We start from the raw sequence: 20,780 nt of genomic DNA on the forward strand, positions 1-20,780 counted from the left end.
CACCTCCTAGACGCTCTTGAGCATGCGCCACAGCGCATAGCAGCCGAGCAGTTGCAGCCCGAGCGAGGCCAGGAGCAGGAAACGCCCGGTGCCGTCGGCCCACATGTTCAGCAGATAGCCCGGGTTGCTCGCCAGGATGTAGCCGCCCAGGGCGCTCGGCACGCCGGCCAGGACATAGGCGCTGATCCGTGTCTCGCCGGTCATCGCGTGCAACTGCCGGCTGAGCTTCTCGCGCTCGTGGATGAGCTTGACGATGCTGTCCAGCAGGTCGCTGGTATTGCCGCCATAACGGTGGTTGACCGAGACGCCCAGGGCGAGGATGCGCAGCTCCTCAACCTCGTAGAGTTCGGCGACTTCCTGCAACGCCTCCGGCAGGTGGATGCCGAGAAGCACGTGGTTGCGCGCCAGGGTGAAGATGTCGCGCAGCGGCTCCTCGGCATTCTCCACTGCCTGCATCAGCGCGTCGCCCAGCGTGCGCCCGGCGTGCAGGCTGCGCACTACCTGGTCGAGGAAACGCGGCATCTGCCGGATCATTCGCTTCAGGCGGCGCTGGTAGAGCATGCCCAGGGCGACGCGGCAGGACAGCGCCGCCAGTAGCAGGCCGCCTAGCGCGCCGATGGTGCCGAACAGGCCCAATCCGCTCCAGACCAGCAGCAGCGCGAGCACTGCCGCCCCGAACAACCACGGGCGCGGGCGCTGGATACCGGCGCGACGCATCTGGCGAGCCAGCCAGTGACTGCTGCGCGGCCGCACCGCGACCGCCTCCTGGCGTCCCAGCAGCCGTTCAACCACCAGTTCGTTGCGCCCGGCGCGCCAGCCCATGAACGCCAGGGCCAGCGCGGCGAAAGCCAGCACGCCGCTGAACAGCACCAGCAGTTGCGCGCCGTTCACAGCAGCGCCTGGCGGAATTTCTGCCCGACCGGCGCGGCCTGGCGGACGAACTGCCCGCTACCGCGCCGGTCGAGACTGAACAGGGTATTGGTGACGTACACGCCGTCGCGCACCTCCAGCACCTCCAGCACTTCGCTGATGCAACGCCGACCGCTGGCCAGGCGGGTGATCTGCACCACCACGTCCAGCGCGGCGCAGATCATCAGGCGCAAGGTCTGCTCCGGCAGCCTGTTGCCGGTCAGGCCGACCAGCATCTCCATGCGCAGCAGCGAATCCATCGCCGAGTTGGCGTGCACCGTGCTCATCGAGCCGTCGTGGCCGGTGTTCATCGCCTGCAGCACGTCGAGTACCTCGACGCCGCGGATCTCGCCGAGGATGATCCGGTCCGGGCGCATCCGCAGGGCGTTGCGGATCAGGTCGCGGGCGGTCACCTCGCCGTAGCCCTCGGCGTTCGGCGGACGGGTCTCCAGGCGCACCACGTGGTCGTGGCCGAGTTGCAGCTCGGCGGTGTCCTCGATGGTGACGATCCGCTCGCGTTCGTCGATGAAGCCGCTGATGACGTTGAGCAAGGTGGTCTTGCCGGTGCCGGTGCCGCCGCTGATGAGGATGTTGCAGCGGCGCGAGACCGCCTGGCGGAGGAACTCGAGCAAGGCTTCGTCGACGCTCTGGTAGGCCAGCAGGTCGGCACTGCGCAGCAGCTCCTGGCTGAACTTGCGGATCGAGATGCACGGCCCGTCCAGCGCCACCGGGGGAATGATCGCGTTGACCCGGCTGCCGTCCGGCAGGCGCGCGTCGACCATCGGGCTGGACTCGTCCAGGCGTCGGCCGAGGGGCGCGAGGATACGCTGGATCACCCGCAGCACATGGTGGTCGTCGATGAAGCGCAGGTCGCTCTGGTAGAGCCGCCCTTCCCGCTCGACGAACACCCGGCCCGGCCCGTTGACGAGGATTTCCGAGACGCCGGGATCGCGCAGGAGGATCTCCAGCGGGCCGAAGCCGGTGAGTTCGTCGACCACCTCTTCGGCCAGGCGGTCCAGTTCGTAGCGGGAGATCGCCAGTTGATGGCGCGAGCCGTATTCGCAGACCTTTTCCGAGACGTACTGGACCACGGCGGAGCGCGCGCCCTCCAGCAGGTTCATGCCGTCTTCGTCGATCTCGTCGATGATGTAGCGGTGCAGGCGCAGCTTCAGCGCCTGGATGTCCTGCTCCTGGCGGGAGTGGAAGGCACCGCCGTCAGGACGCGCGCCGAATCCCGTGCTCATAGCAGCGCCGCCTTGGCCCGGCCGAGCCAGGACAGCAGCGAACGGCGCTCGCCGCGTGTCACGCACAGGCTGTCCGCCAGTTGCCGCAGCTTGGCCGCCAATGGGTCGCGCGGCGCCACCTCGAACAGGCTCTTGCCGAGGTTCTTCGCGCGCAGGCGCGATTCCGGGGACAACGGCAGGACACCGAACAGATCGAGGTCGAACATCCGGCTCAGGGCCTGCTGGTCCGGCGCCACATTGGGCAGGTAGCGCTCGATCAGCAACTCGATGGAGGGCAACGGCAGGTTGCGCTCGCGCAGGCGGCGCAGGCGCTCCAGGCCCTTCTTGCAGGACGGCACGCTCTGGTCGACCATCCACAGCACGCGGTTGGCCTGCACCAGCAACTGGTTGCTCAGCTCGCCCTCGGGCAGCCCGGTGAGGTTGACCACCACATGGCTGAACGCCCCGCGCAGGTTGCCCAGCAACAGATAGAGTTCGGCGGTGGTGACTCGCTCCAGCACGCCGGGCTCGTCGGTCAGGCTGAGTATCCGCAGGCCGCTGTCGAGGCGGGTGAAGGCGCTGTCGATCAGGGTCTGGTCGAGGCGCCGCAGGTTGCGCAAGGCATCGCTGAAGGTGAAGGCCGAGTCCAGGCCGAGGATCGCCAGCGCCTCGCCGGTGGGCTGGCCGACGTCCAGCAGCAGGACCTGGTTCGGCGTCTGCTCCTGCAACGCCTTGGCCAGGTGCAAGGCGACGAAGGCGCCGTCGGCGTCCGGTCGGGCGCTGACCAGGGTCAGCAGCTCGCCCTGGCGCGCCGCGCTCACCGGCACGCTGGGCAGGCGTCCGCCGAGGCGCCGGATCAGCCCGGTCAGCTCGCTGGCGCGGGCGCCGTAGGTGATGAAGTCGCGCGCGCCGGCGCGCATCGCCGCCAGCACCAACTGGTTGTCCAGGCCGTCGCCGATGGCCACCACCGAGAGCATCGGCCGCGCCGATACCAATCCCTCGACCAGCGCGCCCTGGGACACCAGGTTGCTTTTGCCGAGGCTGATGAACAGCACCCCGGCGGCGGTGACGTCGAGCAGCGCCAGCAGCTCCTCCAGGCTGGCGCTGCCTGCCGGAACCACCTGGCCGGCGGACGCCAGGCTGTTCTGCAACCAGTCGAGTTCGCCGGGATGCTGGGTCAGCGCCACGAAGTTCTGGTTCATGCGCGCCTCCTAATCCGACAGACCGGTGTCGTTCTGCTGGCCGTCGTACTCGCCGCGCTCGAGGAAGTACAGGCGCGAGAACCCCGGATCGTAGTGCCGCAGGCCCTCTCCGGGCAGGTCCGGCAACTGTGCGTCGGCGGCCAGCGGCTGGACCAGGTGCGGGGTGACGATCATCAGCAGCTCGCGGTCGTCCTTGTCCAGCTTGGTCGAGCGGAAGAACGCACCGAGGATCGGGATGTCGCCCAGCCAGGGAAACTTGTCGACGTTGCTCACCGAGTTGCTGCTGGTCAGCCCGCTGATCACGAAACTCTCGCCATCGGCCAGCATCACGCTGGTGTCGGTGCGCCGGACGCGCAGTGCCGGCACCGCCACCCCGCCGCTCTGTATGCCGGCGCTGTAGTCCAGTTCGCTGACCTCCGGCGCCACCTTGAGAGCGATGCGGCGGTTGTTCATCACCGTCGGGGTGAGGGTCAGGCGGATGCCGAACTCCTTGTATTCGATGGTGACGTTGTCGTTGGTGCCGTTCGGCACCGGGATCGGAAACTCGCCGCCGGCGAGGAACGACGCGCTCTGCCCGCTCATCGCCACCAGGCTCGGGCGCGCCAGGGTATAGGCGAAGCCGCTGCCCTCCAGGGCATTCATGAAGCTCAACCACTTGCCGCCGCCGAAGATCAGGTTGAATCCCGAGCTGCCGGTGCCGAAGGTGCCGCCCAGGCCGCTGCCGTCGGCATTGACCTTGATGTCGCCGAGGCTGCCTGGCGCACCGAGCACCCAGAGGTTGCCGCCGCGCCGGACGAACGAGGTGCTGGCCTGCTTCAGCTTGCTGCGGCTGACCTCGACGAAGCGGATATCGGTCTGCACCTGGTTCGGTAGCTCCTCCGCGGCGCCGGCGGTGAACGCTGGAGCACCGCGGGTATCGACGCTACCGCGTCCCTCGACCTCCACCAGGCTGCGCAACGGCTCGGGACTGCAGCCGGTCCAGATCAGCAGGCTGGTGGAGCCCTGTTCCTTGCCGGTGACCAGGAAGCCGCGACGATCCAGCAACTGTACGTCGGCGATCTTCGGATCGCCGATGGCCAGCCGTTCGATCGGCACCGCCAGGCGCAGGTCACGCTGTTGTCCCTGGACGACGTCGACCCGCGGCGCCTGCGCCAGCAACTCGATGCAGCCCTGCGGCAAAGCCAGTGCCGGCAGCGCCAACGCCACCCCCAGCAGCCCTCCCAGCCAGCGCGACACGCCTATCCCGGTGCTCCGATGCATATGCCGGCTCCCCTCAAGGCACTTCATGGGTCATGGCGCTGCCACGGTAGACCGTGACCCCGTTGGCCACCGGCACGCGCGGAGCCGCGCTGCGCACGCTCGGCGCCGTCGGTTTGCGGCGCTCCAGCAGTTGGTCGAGACTCAGCGCCGCGCTCGGCGCGCCCAGCGACGCTTGCAGCAGCGCGCCTTCCTGCTCCCTGCGGTAGAGTTCTTCGTCCTTGCTGCGGATGGCCAGGCGCAGCGAACCGGCCTGGCTCGCCAGCATCAGCCGCGCCACGCCGTCCTCCGGTACCGCCAGCACCGCGGTACGCGGCGGACGCGGGTCCTTTTCCTGGTTCGAGCGGTCCTGTCCATCGCTGCCCACGGCGATCCGCTCGCCGTAGGTCAGTACCCGGACGCCGGGCAACACCAGTTGCGCCAGCGGGGTCGATTCGCCGTCCCGCTCGTCACGCACGAAGAGCATCACGTCGACATAGTCGCCGGGCAGGACGAAGCCGCCGCCGCCGACCACTTCGTCCACAGCAATCGCCATCGCCCGCTCGTCCGGACGGATGGTCCGGGCCAGCGGACCGCCGGGTTCGAGGGTCGCGGCGGAAAGAATGCTGCCGGCCGGCACCGCGACCCAGACCCGCTTGCCGAGCAACGCCTCGGGCCTGTCGTAGCTACCGACCGGTGCGGTCCGCAACAGCTCGACGCTCAGGTCGTCCTTGCCGATCACCGCCAGCGCCGGGAGATCGCGACTGGCCACCAGCACCGGCTTGCGTTCGAGCTTTTCCAGCGAAGCGTCCACCGTCGCCGAAGCCGGCGCCACGGATGGAGCGTGCGCGTTCGATGGCGCGCGGCCGATGGATACGCCGAGGTATCCGAGCAACACCGCACCGAGCAGCAGCAGGCCGGCCAGGGCCATCAGCACCTTGCTATTCATGGGCAGACCCCTGCTATGCGTCCGGACAGGTCGATGAACGGAAAATCACCGGCGATCGCCGATGAACGAAAAAGAAAAAGTGGCGTCTTGCTGTCCGTGTCATGGCCATACTCCGGGACTGGCTTTCCATGGCAGGTACATTGGGTTATCGACTGGAGACAGTCGTTATTCAAGAACCAAAGTTCATAACTTCGACCATGCGGCGATAGGCCTGAATCTAGACTTGGGATAATCAATATCAATTTGTCATTAGATGTAGTCCAAGCCTTGTAACTCGCCATATAACCTTGCGACTAATCCACTCCTACTAATGCCATTTAGTTGTTGCAAAACGCCATCATCGGCCTAGCCTCAGCGTGGAGGCAGGGCTCTGTCTCGGTGATTGCCGCGTTCGAGGAGCAAACAAGAATGAAGAACCTGACTCTGCTCGTGTATTGCAAACTTCGCGCATTCCTGGCGGACGAAGAAGGGGCAAATGCCATCGAATACGCGGTTATCGCAGGTTTGATCGCGGTGGCTCTGATTGCCGTATTGAGTCCCACGGACAGTGGTATCGTCGGCGGGCTGAAAGCCTTCTTCGACGGAGTCGGCGAAAAAGTCGGCGGGCTGGCTCCGACAGCGAACTGACGCGAGCGCTTTCCCGGTCGCTTCCCATAGTGGCGCCATTTTCATGGCGCCACTATTTTGCCTTTGTAATGGCACTGTGCTACAAAGCCTGCCGTTCAGGCGCTGGATCATGGCTTTCCCCCGCAAGCTCCCTACCTGGTGGCCTGGGCTCCCCGCCCTTCTTGAGGCTTTTGCCAGGACGCATCGCTCATGCTTCGCTCGCTGTCGTTTGCCAAGAAAATCCTTCTCGCCGCCGCGCTGGTGGTAGTTTTCGCCTTCAGCTGCTTCATCCTCTACAACGATTACCGACAGCGCGAGGCCGTGCGCACGGACACGGAAAACTACCTCGGGGAAATCGGCACCCTGACCGCCAGCAACATCCAGAGCTGGCTGGAAGGCCGCATGCACCTGGTGGAAGGCCTGGCCTCGCAACTGGCGCTGCTCGACCAGCCCGACGAGGCGAATATCGCAAGGCAACTGGAACAGCCCGTCTTCAGCCGCAATTTCGCGTCGGTCTATCTTGGCGAGGCGGCCAGCGGCACCTTCACCATGCGCCCCTACGACGCCATGCCGGAAGGTTACGACCCACGTACCCGCGCCTGGTACAAGGACGCGCTGGCGGCCGACCGGCTGATCGTCACCGAACCTTTCGTCGATGCCGGCACCGGCGAGCAGATCCTCGCCATGTCGCTGCCGGTGCGGCACGCCGGTCAACTGCTGGGCGTCGCCGCCGGCGACATGAAGCTGGAGACCCTGACCGCGATCCTCAATTCCCTGAAGTTCGACGGTGCCGGCTACGCCTTCCTGGTCAGCGACGCCGGCAAGATCCTCCTCCACCCCGACTCCGGGCTGGTCCTGAAGACCCTCGCCGAAGCCTATCCCAAAGGCGCACCGAACATCGTCCCCGGGGTCCACGAGGTGGAACTCGACGGTCGCAGCCAGTTCGTTTCCTTCACCCCGGTGAAGGGACTGCCCGGCGTGACCTGGTACGTCGCCCTGGTCCTCGACCGCGACACCGCCTATTCGATGCTCAGCGAATTCCGCACTTCGGCGATCGTCGCCACGCTAATCGCGGTGGTCGGCATCATGCTTCTCCTCGGCATGCTGATCCGCGTACTGATGCAACCGCTCACCGACATGGGCCGCGCCATGCAGGACATCGCCCAGGGCGAAGGCGACCTGACCAAGCGCCTGAAGGTCACCAGCAACGATGAATTCGGTACGTTGGCCAATGCCTTCAACCGCTTCGTCGAGCGTATCCACGAATCGATCCGCGAGGTCGCCGGCACCGCTCGCCAACTGCACGATGTGGCGCAACTGGTGGTGAACGCCTCGAACTCCTCGATGGCCAACTCCGACGAGCAGTCCAACCGCACCAACAGCGTCGCAGCAGCGATCAACGAACTCGGCGCTGCCGCCCAGGAAATCGCCCGCAACGCCGCCGATGCCTCGCACCACGCCTCCGACGCCAACCACCAGGCCGAAGACGGCAAGCAGGTGGTCGAGCAGACCATCCGCGCGATGAACGAGCTTTCCGAGAAGATCAGCGCCTCCTGTGCCAACATCGAGGCCCTCAACAGCCGCACGGTGAACATCGGCCAGATCCTCGAAGTGATCAAGGGCATCTCCGAGCAGACCAACCTGCTCGCCCTCAACGCCGCCATCGAAGCCGCGCGCGCCGGCGAGGCCGGACGCGGCTTCGCGGTGGTCGCCGACGAGGTGCGCAACCTGGCCCACCGTGCCCAGGAGTCGGCCCAGCAGATCCAGAAGATGATCGAAGAGCTGCAAGTCGGCGCCCGCGAGGCGGTGGCCACCATGACCGAAAGCCAGCGTTACAGCCTGGAGAGCGTGGAGATCGCCAACCGTGCCGGCGAACGCCTGGGTAGCGTGACCAGCCGGATCGGCGAGATCGACAGCATGAACCAGTCGGTGGCCACTGCCACCGAGGAACAGACCGCGGTGGTCGACTCGCTGAACATGGACATCACCGAGATCAACACCCTCAACCAGGAAGGCGTGGAGAACCTCCAGGCCACCCTGCGCGCCTGCGGCGAGCTGGAAACCCAGGCCGGGCGCCTGCGGCACCTGGTGGACAGCTTCAAGATCTGAGCCCGTCCGTCCCACAGGCCGGCTAACCGCGAAGCGGTTAGCCGGCGATCATCCAGCCCCCATGAAAAAGGCGCCCGCGGGCGCCTTTTTCATGGCCTGGCGCTCAGCGCCGCTTCTTCCCGCCCATCAACGAGCCGAGCAGGCCACGCACCAGCTCCCGGCTCAACTGGTTGGCCGCCTGGCGCATGGCGCTCTTCACCGTCGAATTGGACAGCAGGCTGCCGAGAATCTGCCCGGCCATGCCGCCGACGCCGGACGAGCTTTCCTGCTGAGCAGTCGCCTGGCCCTGGACCTCGGGCTTGGCGCCCGCCTTGTTCGCCAGCACCTCGTAGGCCGACTCGCGATCGATCGGCTGGTCGTAGCGACCCTTCAACGGCGACCGCTGGACCAGTTCAGCGCGCTCGCTGTCGCTCAGCGGGCCGATCCGCGAATAGGGCGGCGCCACCGCGACGCGCTGGACCATGGCCGGCGTGCCCTTTTCCTCCAGGGTGCCGACCAACGCCTCGCCGATACCCAGTTCGGTCAGCACCCCCAGGGTGTCGAACGCCGGGTTCGGGCGGAAACCGTCGGCCACCGCGCGCAGCGATTTCTGCTCCTTGGCGGTGAAGGCGCGCAGGCCATGCTGGATACGCAGGCCGAGCTGGGCCAGGACATCGTCCGGCAGGTCGCCCGGCGACTGGGTGACGAAGTACACCCCGACGCCTTTCGAGCGGATCAGCCGGACCACCTGTTCCAGGCGGTCGCGCAAGGCTTTCGGCGTGCCGTTGAACAGCAGGTGGGCCTCGTCGAAGAACAGTGCCAGCACCGGCTTGTCGGCATCGCCGCGCTCCGGCAGTTGCTCGAACAGCTCGGCCAACAGCCAGAGCAGGAAAGTCGCGTAGACCTTCGGCGCCTCGTGCACCAGGCGGCTGGCGTCGAGCAGGTGGATGCGCCCGCGCCCGTCCGGCTCGGGGCGGAGGATGTCTTCCAGTTGCAGGGCAGGCTCGCCGAAGAAGGCCTCGGCGCCCTGCTGCTCCAGAGTGGCCAGGCGGCGCAGCAGCGCCTGCCCGGAAGCGCCAGTGAACAGCGCCCGGTCCTCGCCAAGGATTTCCGGATTGTCCTTCAGATGGTTGAGCAGCGCCTTCAGGTCCTTCAGGTCGAGCAGCAGCAGGCCTTCCCGGTCGGCCACCTGGAAGGCGGCGAACAGCGCGGCCTGCTGGCTATCGGTCAACTCCAGGAGGTTGGCCAGCAGCAGCGGGCCCATCTCGCTGATGGTGGTGCGCAACGGGTGGCCGGTCTTCCCGGCGATGTCCCAGAGCGTGGTCGGGTAGGCCTTCGGCTGGTAGTTCAGCCACGGCATGCTGGCGATACGTTCGGCGACCTTGCCCTGCGGGTTGCCCGGCGCGGCGATGCCGCACAGGTCGCCCTTGATGTCGGCGGCGAACACCGCGACACCGGCATCGCTGAAGGATTCGGCGAGGTGCTGCAAGGTCACCGTCTTGCCGGTACCGGTGGCGCCGGCGATCAATCCATGACGGTTGGCCAGGCGCCAGGCCTGTCCTACCGGCTGGCCATCGGGGCCAGCGCCGATCAACAACTCATTCGCTTGCGACATCCATTCATCCTCGGGACTAAAGCTCCGGCACGCTGTGCCGACAGTAAGGGAAAGCCCTTGTGCAACGGGGCTTCCAGCGGAACCCGCGTACCAATATGCGCGGGTTCCCGCGAAGGGCGTCGGGCCAGCGCATCGACCCGATCTGGCCGTCCAGCTTCAGCGAAGACCTTCGGGCCTTGCTGAGACAGGAAAAATCGCCATCGTATCCGTATCACGCATTCTTCGGAGCCACCCAGGGAACCGTGGCTTCGTGGCACAAGGCCGTGCCTGGGTCGACGGACTACCCACCCGCGCGACCCGCCCGACGCTGCAAGGCGTACGGAAAGCCCCTGCGCCCGCGGAACGGTCGCAGGGGTCTGGTCAAAGACTGGCGCTACATACTCCTGGACGCAATACAACATGATCAAAAGTCTGAAGTTCAGCCACAAGATCCTCCTCGCGGCCTCCCTCGTGGTGTTCGCCGCCTTCGCACTGTTCACCCTCTACAACGATTACCTGCAGCGCAACGCGATCCGCGAGGACCTCGAAAGCTACCTGCGGGAAATGGGTGACGTGACTTCCAGCAACATTCAGAACTGGCTCGGCGGCCGTCTGCTGCTGGTCGAGCAGACCGCCCAGACCCTGGCCCGCGACCACAGCCCGGAAACCGTCAGCGCCCTGCTCGAACAGCCGGCCCTGACCTCGACCTTCAGCTTCACCTACCTCGGCCAGCAGGACGGCGTCTTCACCATGCGTCCGGACAGCCCGATGCCGGCCGGCTACGATCCGCGCAGCCGGCCCTGGTACAAGGACGCCGTGGCGGCCGGCGGCCTGACCCTGACCGAACCCTACGTCGACGCCGCCACCCAGGAATTGATCATCACCGCGGCGACACCGGTGAAGGCCGCTGGCAACACCCTCGGCGTGGTAGGCGGCGACCTCAGCCTGAAGACCCTGGTGCAGATCATCAATTCGCTGGACTTCAGCGGCATGGGCTACGCCTTCCTGGTCAGCGGCGACGGCAAGATCCTGGTGCACCCGGACAAAGAGCAGGTGATGAAGACCCTGAGCGAGGTCTACCCGCAGAACACGCCGAAGATCGCCACCGGTTTCAGCGAGGCCGAATTGCACGGGCATACCCGCATCCTCGCCTTTACCCCTATCAAGGGCCTGCCTTCGGTGACCTGGTACCTGGCGCTGTCCATCGACAAGGACAAGGCCTACGCCATGCTCAGCAAGTTCCGCGTCTCGGCCATCGCCGCCGCGCTGATCTCCATCGTCGCCATCCTGGTCCTGCTCGGCCTGCTGATCCGCCTGCTGATGCAGCCGCTGCACCTGATGGGCCGTGCCATGCAGGACATCGCCCAGGGCGAGGGCGACCTGACCAAGCGCCTCGCCGTGACCAGCCGCGATGAATTCGGAGTGCTCGGCGATGCCTTCAACCAGTTCGTCGAGCGTATCCATCGCTCGATCCGGGAAGTCGCCGGGACCGCGCACAAACTGCACGACGTCTCGCAACTGGTGGTGAACGCCTCGAACTCTTCGATGGCCAACTCCGACGAGCAGTCCAACCGCACCAACAGCGTCGCCGCGGCGATCAACGAACTCGGCGCCGCCGCCCAGGAAATCGCCCGCAACGCCGCCGATGCCTCGCACCATGCGTCCGACGCCAACCACCAGGCCGAGGACGGCAAACAGGTGGTCGAGCAGACCATCCGCGCGATGAACGAGCTTTCCGAGAAGATCAGCGCCTCCTGCGCCAACATCGAGGCCCTCAACAGCCGCACGGTGAACATCGGCCAGATCCTCGAAGTGATCAAGGGCATCTCCGAGCAGACCAACCTGCTCGCCCTCAACGCCGCCATCGAAGCCGCGCGCGCCGGCGAGGCCGGACGCGGCTTCGCAGTGGTCGCCGACGAGGTGCGCAACCTGGCCCATCGCGCCCAGGAGTCGGCCCAGCAGATCCAGAAGATGATCGAAGAGCTGCAAGTCGGCGCCCGCGAGGCGGTGGCCACCATGACCGAGAGCCAGCGCTACAGCCTGGAGAGCGTGGAGATCGCCAACCGTGCCGGCGAAAGCCTGAGCAGCGTGACCCGGCGGATCGGCGAGATCGACGGGATGAACCAGTCGGTGGCCACCGCCACCGAGGAGCAGACCGCGGTGGTCGACTCGCTGAACATGGACATCACCGAGATCAACACCCTCAATCAGGAAGGCGTGGAGAACCTCCAGGCCACCCTGCGCGCCTGTGGCGAGCTGGAAACCCAGGCCGGGCGCCTGCGCCAACTGGTGGACAGCTTCAAGATCTGAGACCGGCCGGTCTCGTCGCCGAACCGGCGGACAACCGCGATGCGGTTATCCGCCCTGCCGACGAAAAGCGCCCACGGGCGCTTTTTTTCGTTCTCCAGGTCGCATTCGGTGAAACCATTCATCCGTTGCGCTAAAGCTTCCGGACTTGCCGCCGACAGACACGGCAAGCCTTGCAGTTGCGATCCAACTGGGGCTGTTCACGACAGCGCGCCCGCGCCTCCCGGATGCAAGAAACCATGATCAAAAGTCTCAAGTTCAGCCACAAGATCCTGCTCGCCGCCGCGCTGGTGGTGATCGCGACCTTCTCCCTCTTCACCCTCTACAACGACTCCCTGCAGCGCACCTCGATCCGCGAGGACCTGGAGGACTACCTGCACGAAATGGGCGAGATCACCGCCAGCAACGTGCAGAACTGGCTGAGCGGGCGTATCCTGCTGATCGAGAACCTGGCCCAGACCCTGGCCCGCGACCACAGCCCGGAGACCACCCAGGCCCTGCTGGAACAGCCGCTGCTGGGCTCGACCTTCCTCTTCACCTACCTGGGGCAGACCGACGGCACCTACACCGCGCGCCCCACCAGCGACCTGCCGGCCGACTACGACCCGCGCCGCCGCCCCTGGTACAACGCCGCCACCAGCGCCGGCCAGACCACCCTCACCGAACCCTACATGGAGCCGGCCATCCACGAGCTGGTACTGACCATCGCCAGCCCGGCGCGCCAGGGCGGCCAGCCATTCGGCGTGGTCGGCGGCGACCTCAGCCTGCAGACGGTGGTGAAGATCATCAACTCGCTGGACTTCGGCGGCATGGGCTACGCCTTCCTGGTCAGCGGCGACGGCAAGATCCTCGTCCATCCGGACAAGGACCAGGTCATGAAGAGCCTCAGCGACGTCTACCCACGCAACACGCCGAAGATCGGCAGCGGCTTCAGCGAGGCCGAGCTGCACGGCAACACCCGGATCCTCAGTTTCTCTCCGGTCAAGGGCCTGTCCGGCCTGGACTGGTACATCGGCATCTCGGTGGACAAGGACAAGGCCTATGCCATGCTCACCAAGCTGCGTACCTCGGCGATCGTCGCCGCGCTGATCGCGGTGGTCGCCATCGTCCTCCTCCTCGGCATGCTGATCCGCGTACTGATGCAGCCGCTCACCGACATGGGCCGCGCCATGCAGGACATCGCCCAGGGCGAAGGCGACCTGACCAAGCGCCTGAAGGTCACCAGCAACGATGAGTTCGGGGCCCTGGCCATTTCCTTCAACCGCTTCGTCGAGCGTATCCACGAATCGATCCGCGAGGTCGCCGGCACCGCTCGCCAACTGCACGACGTGGCGCAACTGGTGGTGAACGCCTCGAACTCCTCGATGGCCAACTCCGACGAGCAGTCCAACCGCACCAACAGCGTCGCCGCGGCGATCAACGAACTCGGCGCCGCCGCCCAGGAAATCGCCCGCAACGCCGCCGATGCCTCGCACCACGCCTCCGACGCCAACCACCAGGCCGAAGACGGCAAGCAGGTGGTCGAGCAGACCATCCGCGCGATGAACGAGCTTTCCGAGAAGATCAGCGCCTCCTGTGCCAACATCGAGGCCCTCAACAGCCGCACGGTGAACATCGGCCAGATCCTCGAAGTGATCAAGGGCATCTCCGAGCAGACCAACCTGCTCGCCCTCAACGCCGCCATCGAAGCCGCGCGCGCCGGCGAGGCCGGACGCGGCTTCGCGGTGGTCGCCGACGAGGTGCGCAACCTGGCCCACCGTGCCCAGGAGTCGGCCCAGCAGATCCAGAAGATGATCGAAGAGCTGCAAGTCGGCGCCCGCGAGGCGGTGGCCACCATGACCGAAAGCCAGCGTTACAGCCTGGAGAGCGTGGAGATCGCCAACCGTGCCGGCGAACGCCTGAGCAGCGTCACCGGACGGATCGCCGAGATCGACGGGATGAACCAGTCGGTGGCCACCGCCACCGAGGAGCAGACCGCGGTGGTCGATTCGCTGAACATGGACATCACCGAGATCAACACCCTCAACCAGGAAGGCGTGGAGAACCTCCAGGCCACCCTGCGCGCCTGCGGCGAGCTGGAAACCCAGGCCGGGCGCCTGCGCCAGCTGGTGGACAGCTTCAAGATCTGAGCACTGCCCGAGCCGTAGCCGAACCGGCGGATAATCGCGCCGCGGCTATCCGCCCTGCCCCCGGCCATTCGTAGGGTGAACAACGCCAACGGCGTTGTTCACCCTTATCCTGCCAGGATGCCTCCCGAGGCATGCCTTCCTCTCCGCCCGCTCCCTCTGCGACCTATTCCCGCGCTGGCTGCCGCAAGCGCGCCGGCTCGCGCTTTCTTTCCTAGACTTGAAGCTACCCACGGCTCCCGCACACCGTTCGAACGACTGCCGGTGCCGGTGGTCCACTGAGTGGCAGAAGGAACAAGCTCAACGGAGGAAGGCCCATCGTGCACATCGCCGATATGACCATGTTCTACGCGCCTGCCAGCGGGGGGGTACGCACCTATCTCGAAGCCAAGCATCGCCATCTCTGGCACTATCCCGGCATTCGCCACAGCGTGCTGGTTCCCGGCGCCAGCTACCGCCAGGCGAACGGCATCCACGAGGTGCCGGCGCCGCCGCTGCCATTCGGCAATGGCTACCGCTTCCCTCTCCGTCGCGGCCCCTGGCGCAAGGTGCTGCGCAATCTGCAACCGGACCTGATCGAGGTCGGCGACCCCTACCTCACCGCCTGGGCGGCGCTCGACGCGCGACGTCGGCTGGACGTGCCGGTGATCGGCTTCTACCACTCCGACCTGCCGCTGCTGGTGAGCAATCGCATGGGCGCCTGGCTCGGCACCAACGCGGACAACTACGTCAGCAAGCTGTACGGCCACTTCGACCGGGTCCTGGCCCCCAGTCGGGTAATGGCGGAAAAGCTGATGCGCCTGGGCGTCGCCGACGTGCATGTACAACCGCTGGGCGTCGACCTGGTCACCTTCCATCCGAGCAACCGCGATCCGGGGCTGCGCCAGGAACTCGGCCTGGACGAGGAAACCCGCCTGCTGGTGTTCGCCGGGCGCGGTTCGCGGGAAAAGAACCTGCCGGTACTGCTCGACGCCATCCAGCGCCTCGGCGACGGCTATCACCTGTTGCTGGTGGGTTCCAACATGCCGACCCGGGTTCCGCGCAACACCAGCGTGGTCGACCATTTCTGCGACAGCCGCGAAGTCGCCCGCCTGCTGGCGAGCAGCGACGCGCTGCTGCACGCCGGTGACCAGGAGACCTTCGGCCTGGTCGCACTCGAAGCGATGGCCAGCGGCATTCCGGTGGTGGCGGTGCGCGCCGGGGCACTGGCGGAAATAGTCCCGGAGCGTTGCGGCGTGCTCTGCGCACCGAACAACGGCGACGCCATGGCCTGCGCGGTGCGCGAACTGTTCAGCCACGACGTCGAGCTGCGCGGCCAGCGCGCCCGCCGTCACGTCGAGCGCCAGCATGCCTGGGACGCGGTGGTCGCCGGTCTGCTCCTGCACTACCACGCGGTACTCGGCGACAGCGAGGCGAGGTTCCCGCGCTATGGCTGAACGCAGCCTGCTGCTGGTGTTGCACGACGTGGCCCCGGAAACCTGGCCGGACTACCGGCCCTTCGTCGAGGCCGTGGACGCGCTCGGTGAGGTCCCCATGACCTGGCTGGTAGTGCCCGACTTCCACCATCGCAACCCGCTGGAAGCCGACGAAAAGTTCTGCAAACTACTCTCGCGGCGGGTAACCCGGGGTGACGAACTGGCTCTCCACGGCTTCTATCACTACGATGACGCCCCACCACCGCGTACTCCAGGGCAATACTTCATGCGTCGCATCTACACCTGGGAGGGAGAGTTCTATGCCCTCGACCACGCCGAGGCCAAGACCCGCCTGGCCGCCGGCATCGAGCTGTTCCGCCGCCGCGGATGGCCGCTGCACGGTTTCGTCGCGCCGGCCTGGCTGATGAGCGCCGGCACCCGCCAGGCGCTCGGCGAGAGCGGGCTGCGCTACACCAGCGACCCGTCCAACCTGTATCTGCTTCCCCACCTGCAACCGATCGAGGCCCCCGGCCTGGTCTGGAGCGCGCGCAGTGCCTGGCGTCGCGGCCTCTCCTGGGCGCTCAGCGAGCAGCGCCGCCGGGCCTGGCGCGCAGCGCCGGTGATCCGTCTCGGACTCCATCCGGTCGACATGCGCCATCGCTTTTCCCGCGAATACTGGCTGCGTACCCTGCGCACCCTGCTATCCGAGGGGCGCCAGCCGTTGACCAAGATCGACTGGCTGGAGCGCCACCTCGCCCTGGACCGCGCGGCATGAGTCGAGGCTGGTTACTGCTGTTCGGTTTGATCGGTGCCTCGCTGATTCCGCTGGTGCTCGGCGGCAGCGACATGTTCCCGCGCTTGCGCGCCTTCCCGCTGGACAGTCTGCTGCTGATGTTCGGCATGATCGTGGTCTGCTGGTTCATCAACGGCCTGCGCCTGCGCCTGCTGCTCGCCGGGCGCGCCGGCAAGCTCGGGCAATTGCAGAGCGTCGGCATCATCATGGCCAGCGAATTCGCTTTCTGCGCCACTCCGGGCGGCAGCGGCGGGCCGTTGACCCTGATGGCGCTGCTGGCCCGGCGCGGCCTGCGCCCGGCACAGACCAGCGCGGTGTTCGCGGTCGACCAGTTGGCCGACCTGACGTTCTTCCTCTGCGCCCTCGGCGCGATCCTGATCTATGCCCTCAGCCATTCGCTGAGCCCGAACATGGAATCGAGCCTGATCTTCAGCGCGGTATTCCTGGTCGGCCTGTTCGTCGGCGCGGTAATGCTGATCCGCTACCTGCACCAGGTGATCCGCTTCAACGGGCGGGTTCTGGCGCGGCTCGGCGTGTCATCGCGCAAGCGCCTGCACTGGGGCCGCAAGATCCTGCATTTCCGCATTGCCCTGCACGACAGCCTGCGCCTGCCGAAACGACGCCTGCTGGCGGTCTTCCTTCTCAGCAGTACGCACTGGCTGCTGCGCTTCAGCGTGCTCGATCTGACCCTGCGCGGCCTGGGAGTGGATATCCAGTGGGCCTGGACCTTCCTGATCCAGATGGTCTCGCTCAGCGCCGGACAGCTATCGCTGATCCCCGGCGGCGCCGGCGGCACCGAGCTGACCTCGGCGGCCCTGCTGGCCCCCATGATCGGCAAGTCGACGGCGGCGGCGGCCATCGTCATCTGGCGAGCGGTGACCTTCTATTTCTACCTCGTCGCCGGCGGCCCGGTGTTCGCCGTGCTCGCCGGACGCCCGCTGCTGAAGAAGCTGATCAGCAGTCGCGAGGCTTCTTCCTGAGCGTATCCTCGGCGTCAGCCTCGCCCGTCTCGCTGGTGCTCTCCTGGATACGCCGCCAGAGTTCGGCCGCGCCGGGAAACTCGGTTCCGTCCTCGTCGCCGAGGGCGTCGATGTCGTAACGGCTTGTGCAACCCTCGCCGAGGGTCGGTGGCGGGCTGGCGGTGCCCGCCGACCTGGGATCGCTCATGTTCGTTCCTCCGGGTGCCGGCCCTGGCCGGCATTCCAGGGAAGCCGACTCAGTCGAACACCACCGTCTTGTTGCCGTGTACCAGTACGCGGTCTTCCAGGTGATAGCGCAGTCCGCGCGCGAGCACCAGTTTTTCCACATCCTTGCCCAGCCGCACCATGTCTTCGACGTTGTCGCGGTGAGTGACCCGCACCACGTCCTGCTCGATGATCGGACCGGCATCCAGTTCCTCGGTCACGTAATGGCTGGTCGCGCCGATCAGCTTGACCCCGCGCTTCGACGCCTGGTGATACGGCTTGGCGCCGATGAAGGACGGCAGGAAGCTGTGGTGGATGTTGATCACCTGGTGGGCGTACTTGCGGCACAGGTCCGGCGGCAGGATCTGCATGTAGCGAGCCAGGACGATGCAGTCGGCGCCATGTTCGTCGATCAGCCGGGAAACTTCATCGAAGGCCGGCTGCTTGTCCTGCGGATCGACGGGAACGTGGAAATACGGGATGCCGTGCCACTCGACCATGCTGCGCAGGTCGTCGTGGTTGGCGATCACGCAGGGAATCTCGCAGTCCAGTTCGCCGCTGTGCCAGCGGTGCAGCAGATCGGCCAGGCAATGGGACTCCTTGCTGGCCATCAGCACCACGCGCTTCTTCACCTCGGAATCGGTGATCCGCCATTCCATGGAGAATTCGCGGGCGATCGGGGCGAAAGCCTGGCGAAAGCCATCCAGGTCGAACGGCAGAGAGTCGGCACGGATCTCGTGGCGCATGAAGAACCAGCCGTTATCGTTGTCGGAATGATGGCTGGCTTCGGTGATCCAGCCATTGTAGGTGGCCAGGAAGTTACTCACCTTGGCAACGATCCCGACCCCGTCGGGACAGGCGATCACCAGCCGAAAAGTGCGCATGGGTATACTCCAGAAACATCGCGAAAGGCCGCCATTCTAGCGGCATGGCGGGAAAAGTTCAGCCTCGGCGAAGGTCTTTCGACAGGCTGTTGCGCGAGAGAATAAACCCGCACAACAGGGCAATCCCGATGCGGAATTAATTACTTTGAATTTCATCGAGAAAAGTTTTCATCGCGGTTTACTTACAGTTTCGCCCTGACTATTATTGAATCTACTTACATGCCCGCCACCGCCACTCAGCACAGACAAGGTACCTGACATGTCCCTGATCAACGAATATCGCGCCACGGAAGAAGCCATCAAGGAACTTCAGGAGCGCCTGAAGTCCCTGGAACAAGACGACAAACTGAAAAAAGAACTGGAATTCGAAGAGAAGCTGCGCACGCTGATGGGCACTTACCAGAAGTCCCTGCGTGACGTGATTTCCCTGCTCGATCCGGACGCCAAGATCGGCAAGAGCACCCGCACCGCCAAGGCACCTGCCGGCAAGCGCGCGCGCAAGGTCAAGCAGTACAAGAACCCGCACACCGGCGAAGTCATCGAGACCAAGGGCGGCAACCACAAGACTTTGAAAGAGTGGAAAGCCAAGTGGGGCCCCGAGGCCGTCGAGAGCTGGGCCACCCTGCTCGGCTAAACCAGTCAGTTCCACGAAGAACGCCAGCCCAGTGCTGGCGTTTTTCATTTCCGCCGGATTGTATCGGCTCCTCTGCCTGCGCCCTCAAGTCTCCAGCGAATAGCGTTGACGCAGTTCCGCGGCGTAATCGCGCCAGGCCGCAAGTACCGCCGGCAATGTGCCGCCCTGCTCTTGCCGACAAGCCTCCAGCGCCGCCTCGAAGGCCGGCAAAGTATTCGGTGCGCCGTATTCTTCATGGGACAAACGATTGCGGCAGAAGCTTTCCCATTGTTGGCGCTCGGCTGCATTTAAAGTTTCCGGGAAATTTCGCGCACGATAGCGGAAGAACAACTCCTGCAAACGGGCATCGTCGAAGGGCCATTGTTCTTTGGCCAATTGCTCCGGTTCGGCAAGGCGCAGCTGTTCACAAAGGCGTCGATCCCGATCGCCAATAAATCCGTCATACAACTGTTGCTCGGGGTCGTCGCTGGCGGAGAAACTTTCTTCGCCATATAGCGCTGTCAGTTTGTCCGCCCAGACGGTTTGATGCTGGCGCAACAGCTCGGCTTTTCGCTGGCACTCCTCGAGTTCGATGCCGGTTCGCTGGCGATCCTCGGCGCGCAATACCGACAGCGGCGCCACCACCGGGCAACGGTTGACCTGGATCTGCTTCAGCGGCACCGGCAACTCGCCCTCGGCCAGTTCGTCGCGACGGGTATACAGGCGCCTGCGCAAGTCTTCGGCCGACAACTCCAGCAGCGGCGCGGGATCGGCGCAGAGGTCGCAGACGATCAGAGCATTGCGGTTGCGCGGGTGCCAGGCCAGCGGCAGGACCACCGAGAGGAAATGGCGCTCCGCGGAAAAGCGTCCGGAGACATGCACCAGCGGCTGCAACAGGCGCACCTGGTCGAGCACCTTGTGCTTGCTGCGCAACTGGTAGAGGTAATCGTACAGGCGCGGCTGGCGCTGACGGATCAGGCGGGCCAGGGCAATGGTGGCGCGGACATCGGAAAGCGCGTCGTGGGCCTGCCCATGCTCCAGGCCGTTCGCCGCGGTGAGCATTTCCAGCTTCAGCGACAGCCGGCCGTCCAGCTGCGGCCACTGGATGCCCTCCGGGCGCAGGGCATAGGCGGTACGGACCATGTCGATCAGGTCCCAGCGGCTATTGCCGCCTTGCCACTCGCGGGCGTAGGGATCGAAGAAGTTGCGGTACAGGCTGTAGCGCGTCACTTCGTCGTCGAAGCGCAGGGAGTTGTAGCCGGCCACGCAGGTCGCCGGCTGCGCCAGTTGGGCGTGTACCCGGGTCATGAAGTCGGCCTCGGACAGCCCCCGCTCGGCCAGCCGCTGGGGAGTGATGCCGGTGATCAGGCAAGCCATAGGGTGGGGCAGGATATCGTCGCTGGGACGGCAATACAGGTTCATCGGCTCGCCGATCTCGTTCAGCGCCTCGTCCGTGCGGATCCCGGCGATCTGCAACGGCCGGTCGCGGCGGGGGTCGATGCCGGTGGTTTCGTAGTCGTACCAAAAAATACTCGCGTTCACGGTCATTCCCTTTCTGGCGGCACCGGGCAGTCTACCAGTGACTGCCGCGAAGCTCGCGACCCACTTCGGGGATTTCCAGGTTTTCCAACGAACTCACGGAAAGCGCCGT

General features: G+C 65.7%; 17 protein-coding genes. 8 read left to right on the forward strand and 9 right to left on the reverse strand.

Translation table 11 applies throughout. From position 1 onward, the window contains the following. Positions 1-6: 6 nt before the first annotated feature. Genes tadB through rcpC form a run of 5 tightly spaced genes read right to left on the reverse strand, consistent with a single transcriptional unit; the run spans position 7 to position 5,519 of the window. Positions 7-891: a type 4b pilus Flp biogenesis protein TadB gene (tadB, locus tag AC1RB9_RS22395; RefSeq protein WP_003114981.1), complete on the reverse strand. Its 885-nt coding sequence runs from the start codon at positions 889-891 to the stop codon at positions 7-9. Further along, positions 888-2,153, reverse strand: coding sequence for a type 4b pilus Flp biogenesis ATPase TadA (tadA, locus tag AC1RB9_RS22400; protein WP_003103953.1), 1,266 nt, complete (start codon positions 2,151-2,153; stop codon positions 888-890). The genes tadB and tadA overlap by 4 nt, the downstream gene beginning before the upstream one ends. Then, entirely contained in the window at positions 2,150-3,334 is a 1,185-nt protein-coding gene (gene tadZ, locus AC1RB9_RS22405; RefSeq protein ID WP_003093855.1) for a type 4b pilus Flp biogenesis protein TadZ, read from the reverse strand. Before tadZ ends, tadA begins: the two co-directional genes overlap by 4 nt. A gap of 9 nt (positions 3,335-3,343) precedes the next feature. Further along, a complete protein-coding gene (gene rcpA / locus AC1RB9_RS22410) occupies positions 3,344-4,594 on the reverse strand; it encodes a type 4b pilus Flp secretin RcpA (RefSeq protein ID WP_003110119.1) in 1,251 nt (416 codons plus the stop codon). A 13-nt stretch (positions 4,595-4,607) separates the two neighbouring features. Further along, positions 4,608-5,519, reverse strand: a complete 912-nt coding sequence (gene rcpC / locus AC1RB9_RS22415; protein WP_003107382.1) for a type 4b pilus Flp biogenesis protein RcpC — start codon at positions 5,517-5,519, stop codon at positions 4,608-4,610. Positions 5,520-5,927: 408 nt separating this feature from the next. On the opposite strand from rcpC, the gene flp reads away from it, so the two are divergent. Further along, positions 5,928-6,146 carry a type 4b pilus Flp major pilin gene (flp, locus tag AC1RB9_RS22420; RefSeq protein ID WP_003107380.1) on the forward strand — a complete coding sequence of 73 codons (219 nt, stop codon included), beginning with the start codon at positions 5,928-5,930 and terminating at the stop codon, positions 6,144-6,146. A 189-nt stretch (positions 6,147-6,335) separates the two neighbouring features. Continuing rightward, on the forward strand, positions 6,336-8,234 hold the full coding sequence (gene pctC, locus AC1RB9_RS22425; protein WP_003163018.1) for a methyl-accepting chemotaxis protein PctC: 1,899 nt from the start codon (positions 6,336-6,338) through the stop codon (positions 8,232-8,234). A gap of 103 nt (positions 8,235-8,337) precedes the next feature. On the opposite strand, the gene AC1RB9_RS22430 is transcribed toward pctC, so the two are convergent. Then, positions 8,338-9,828, reverse strand: coding sequence for a helicase HerA-like C-terminal domain-containing protein (locus AC1RB9_RS22430; RefSeq protein WP_003114975.1), 1,491 nt, complete (start codon positions 9,826-9,828; stop codon positions 8,338-8,340). 399 nt (positions 9,829-10,227) lie between these two features. Between AC1RB9_RS22430 and pctA the strand changes: the two genes are divergently transcribed. The 5 genes from pctA (at position 10,228) to gpgF (ending at position 17,428) form a co-directional block, all read left to right on the forward strand. Then, on the forward strand, positions 10,228-12,117 hold the full coding sequence (pctA, locus tag AC1RB9_RS22435) for a methyl-accepting chemotaxis protein PctA (RefSeq protein ID WP_003148125.1): 1,890 nt from the start codon (positions 10,228-10,230) through the stop codon (positions 12,115-12,117). A gap of 236 nt (positions 12,118-12,353) precedes the next feature. Further along, positions 12,354-14,243: a methyl-accepting chemotaxis protein PctB gene (gene pctB / locus AC1RB9_RS22440; protein ID WP_042929611.1), complete on the forward strand. Its 1,890-nt coding sequence runs from the start codon at positions 12,354-12,356 to the stop codon at positions 14,241-14,243. 317 nt (positions 14,244-14,560) lie between these two features. Further along, the gene (gpgS, locus tag AC1RB9_RS22445) at positions 14,561-15,676 is read left to right on the forward strand and encodes an N-acetylglucosaminyl phosphatidylglycerol synthase (protein WP_003101181.1); all 1,116 of its coding nucleotides are present in this window, start codon (positions 14,561-14,563) and stop codon (positions 15,674-15,676) included. Next, positions 15,669-16,430: an N-acetylglucosaminyl phosphatidylglycerol deacetylase gene (gene gpgD, locus AC1RB9_RS22450; RefSeq protein WP_003101179.1), complete on the forward strand. Its 762-nt coding sequence runs from the start codon at positions 15,669-15,671 to the stop codon at positions 16,428-16,430. Before gpgS ends, gpgD begins: the two co-directional genes overlap by 8 nt. Beyond that, positions 16,427-17,428 (forward strand): glucosaminyl phosphatidylglycerol flippase, encoded by a 1,002-nt coding sequence (gpgF, locus tag AC1RB9_RS22455; protein WP_003120851.1) that lies wholly within the window; start codon positions 16,427-16,429, stop codon positions 17,426-17,428. Before gpgD ends, gpgF begins: the two co-directional genes overlap by 4 nt. On the opposite strand, the gene AC1RB9_RS22460 is transcribed toward gpgF, so the two are convergent. Next, positions 17,403-17,615 (reverse strand): hypothetical protein, encoded by a 213-nt coding sequence (locus AC1RB9_RS22460; RefSeq protein WP_003455428.1) that lies wholly within the window; start codon positions 17,613-17,615, stop codon positions 17,403-17,405. The genes gpgF and AC1RB9_RS22460 overlap by 26 nt on opposite strands. A 49-nt stretch (positions 17,616-17,664) precedes the next feature. Next, entirely contained in the window at positions 17,665-18,516 is an 852-nt protein-coding gene (gene purU, locus AC1RB9_RS22465; RefSeq protein ID WP_003101174.1) for a formyltetrahydrofolate deformylase, read from the reverse strand. Positions 18,517-18,775: 259 nt separating this feature from the next. Between purU and mvaT the strand changes: the two genes are divergently transcribed. After that, positions 18,776-19,150 carry a histone-like nucleoid-structuring protein MvaT gene (gene mvaT / locus AC1RB9_RS22470; protein WP_003093888.1) on the forward strand — a complete coding sequence of 125 codons (375 nt, stop codon included), beginning with the start codon at positions 18,776-18,778 and terminating at the stop codon, positions 19,148-19,150. A gap of 84 nt (positions 19,151-19,234) precedes the next feature. Here mvaT and sbcB read toward each other — a convergent pair whose 3' ends face one another. Beyond that, the gene (gene sbcB / locus AC1RB9_RS22475) at positions 19,235-20,677 is read right to left on the reverse strand and encodes an exodeoxyribonuclease I (protein ID WP_016852097.1); all 1,443 of its coding nucleotides are present in this window, start codon (positions 20,675-20,677) and stop codon (positions 19,235-19,237) included. Between the last annotated feature and the right edge of the window lie 103 nt (positions 20,678-20,780).

This window comes from Pseudomonas sp. 20-5 (assembly GCF_056782835.1).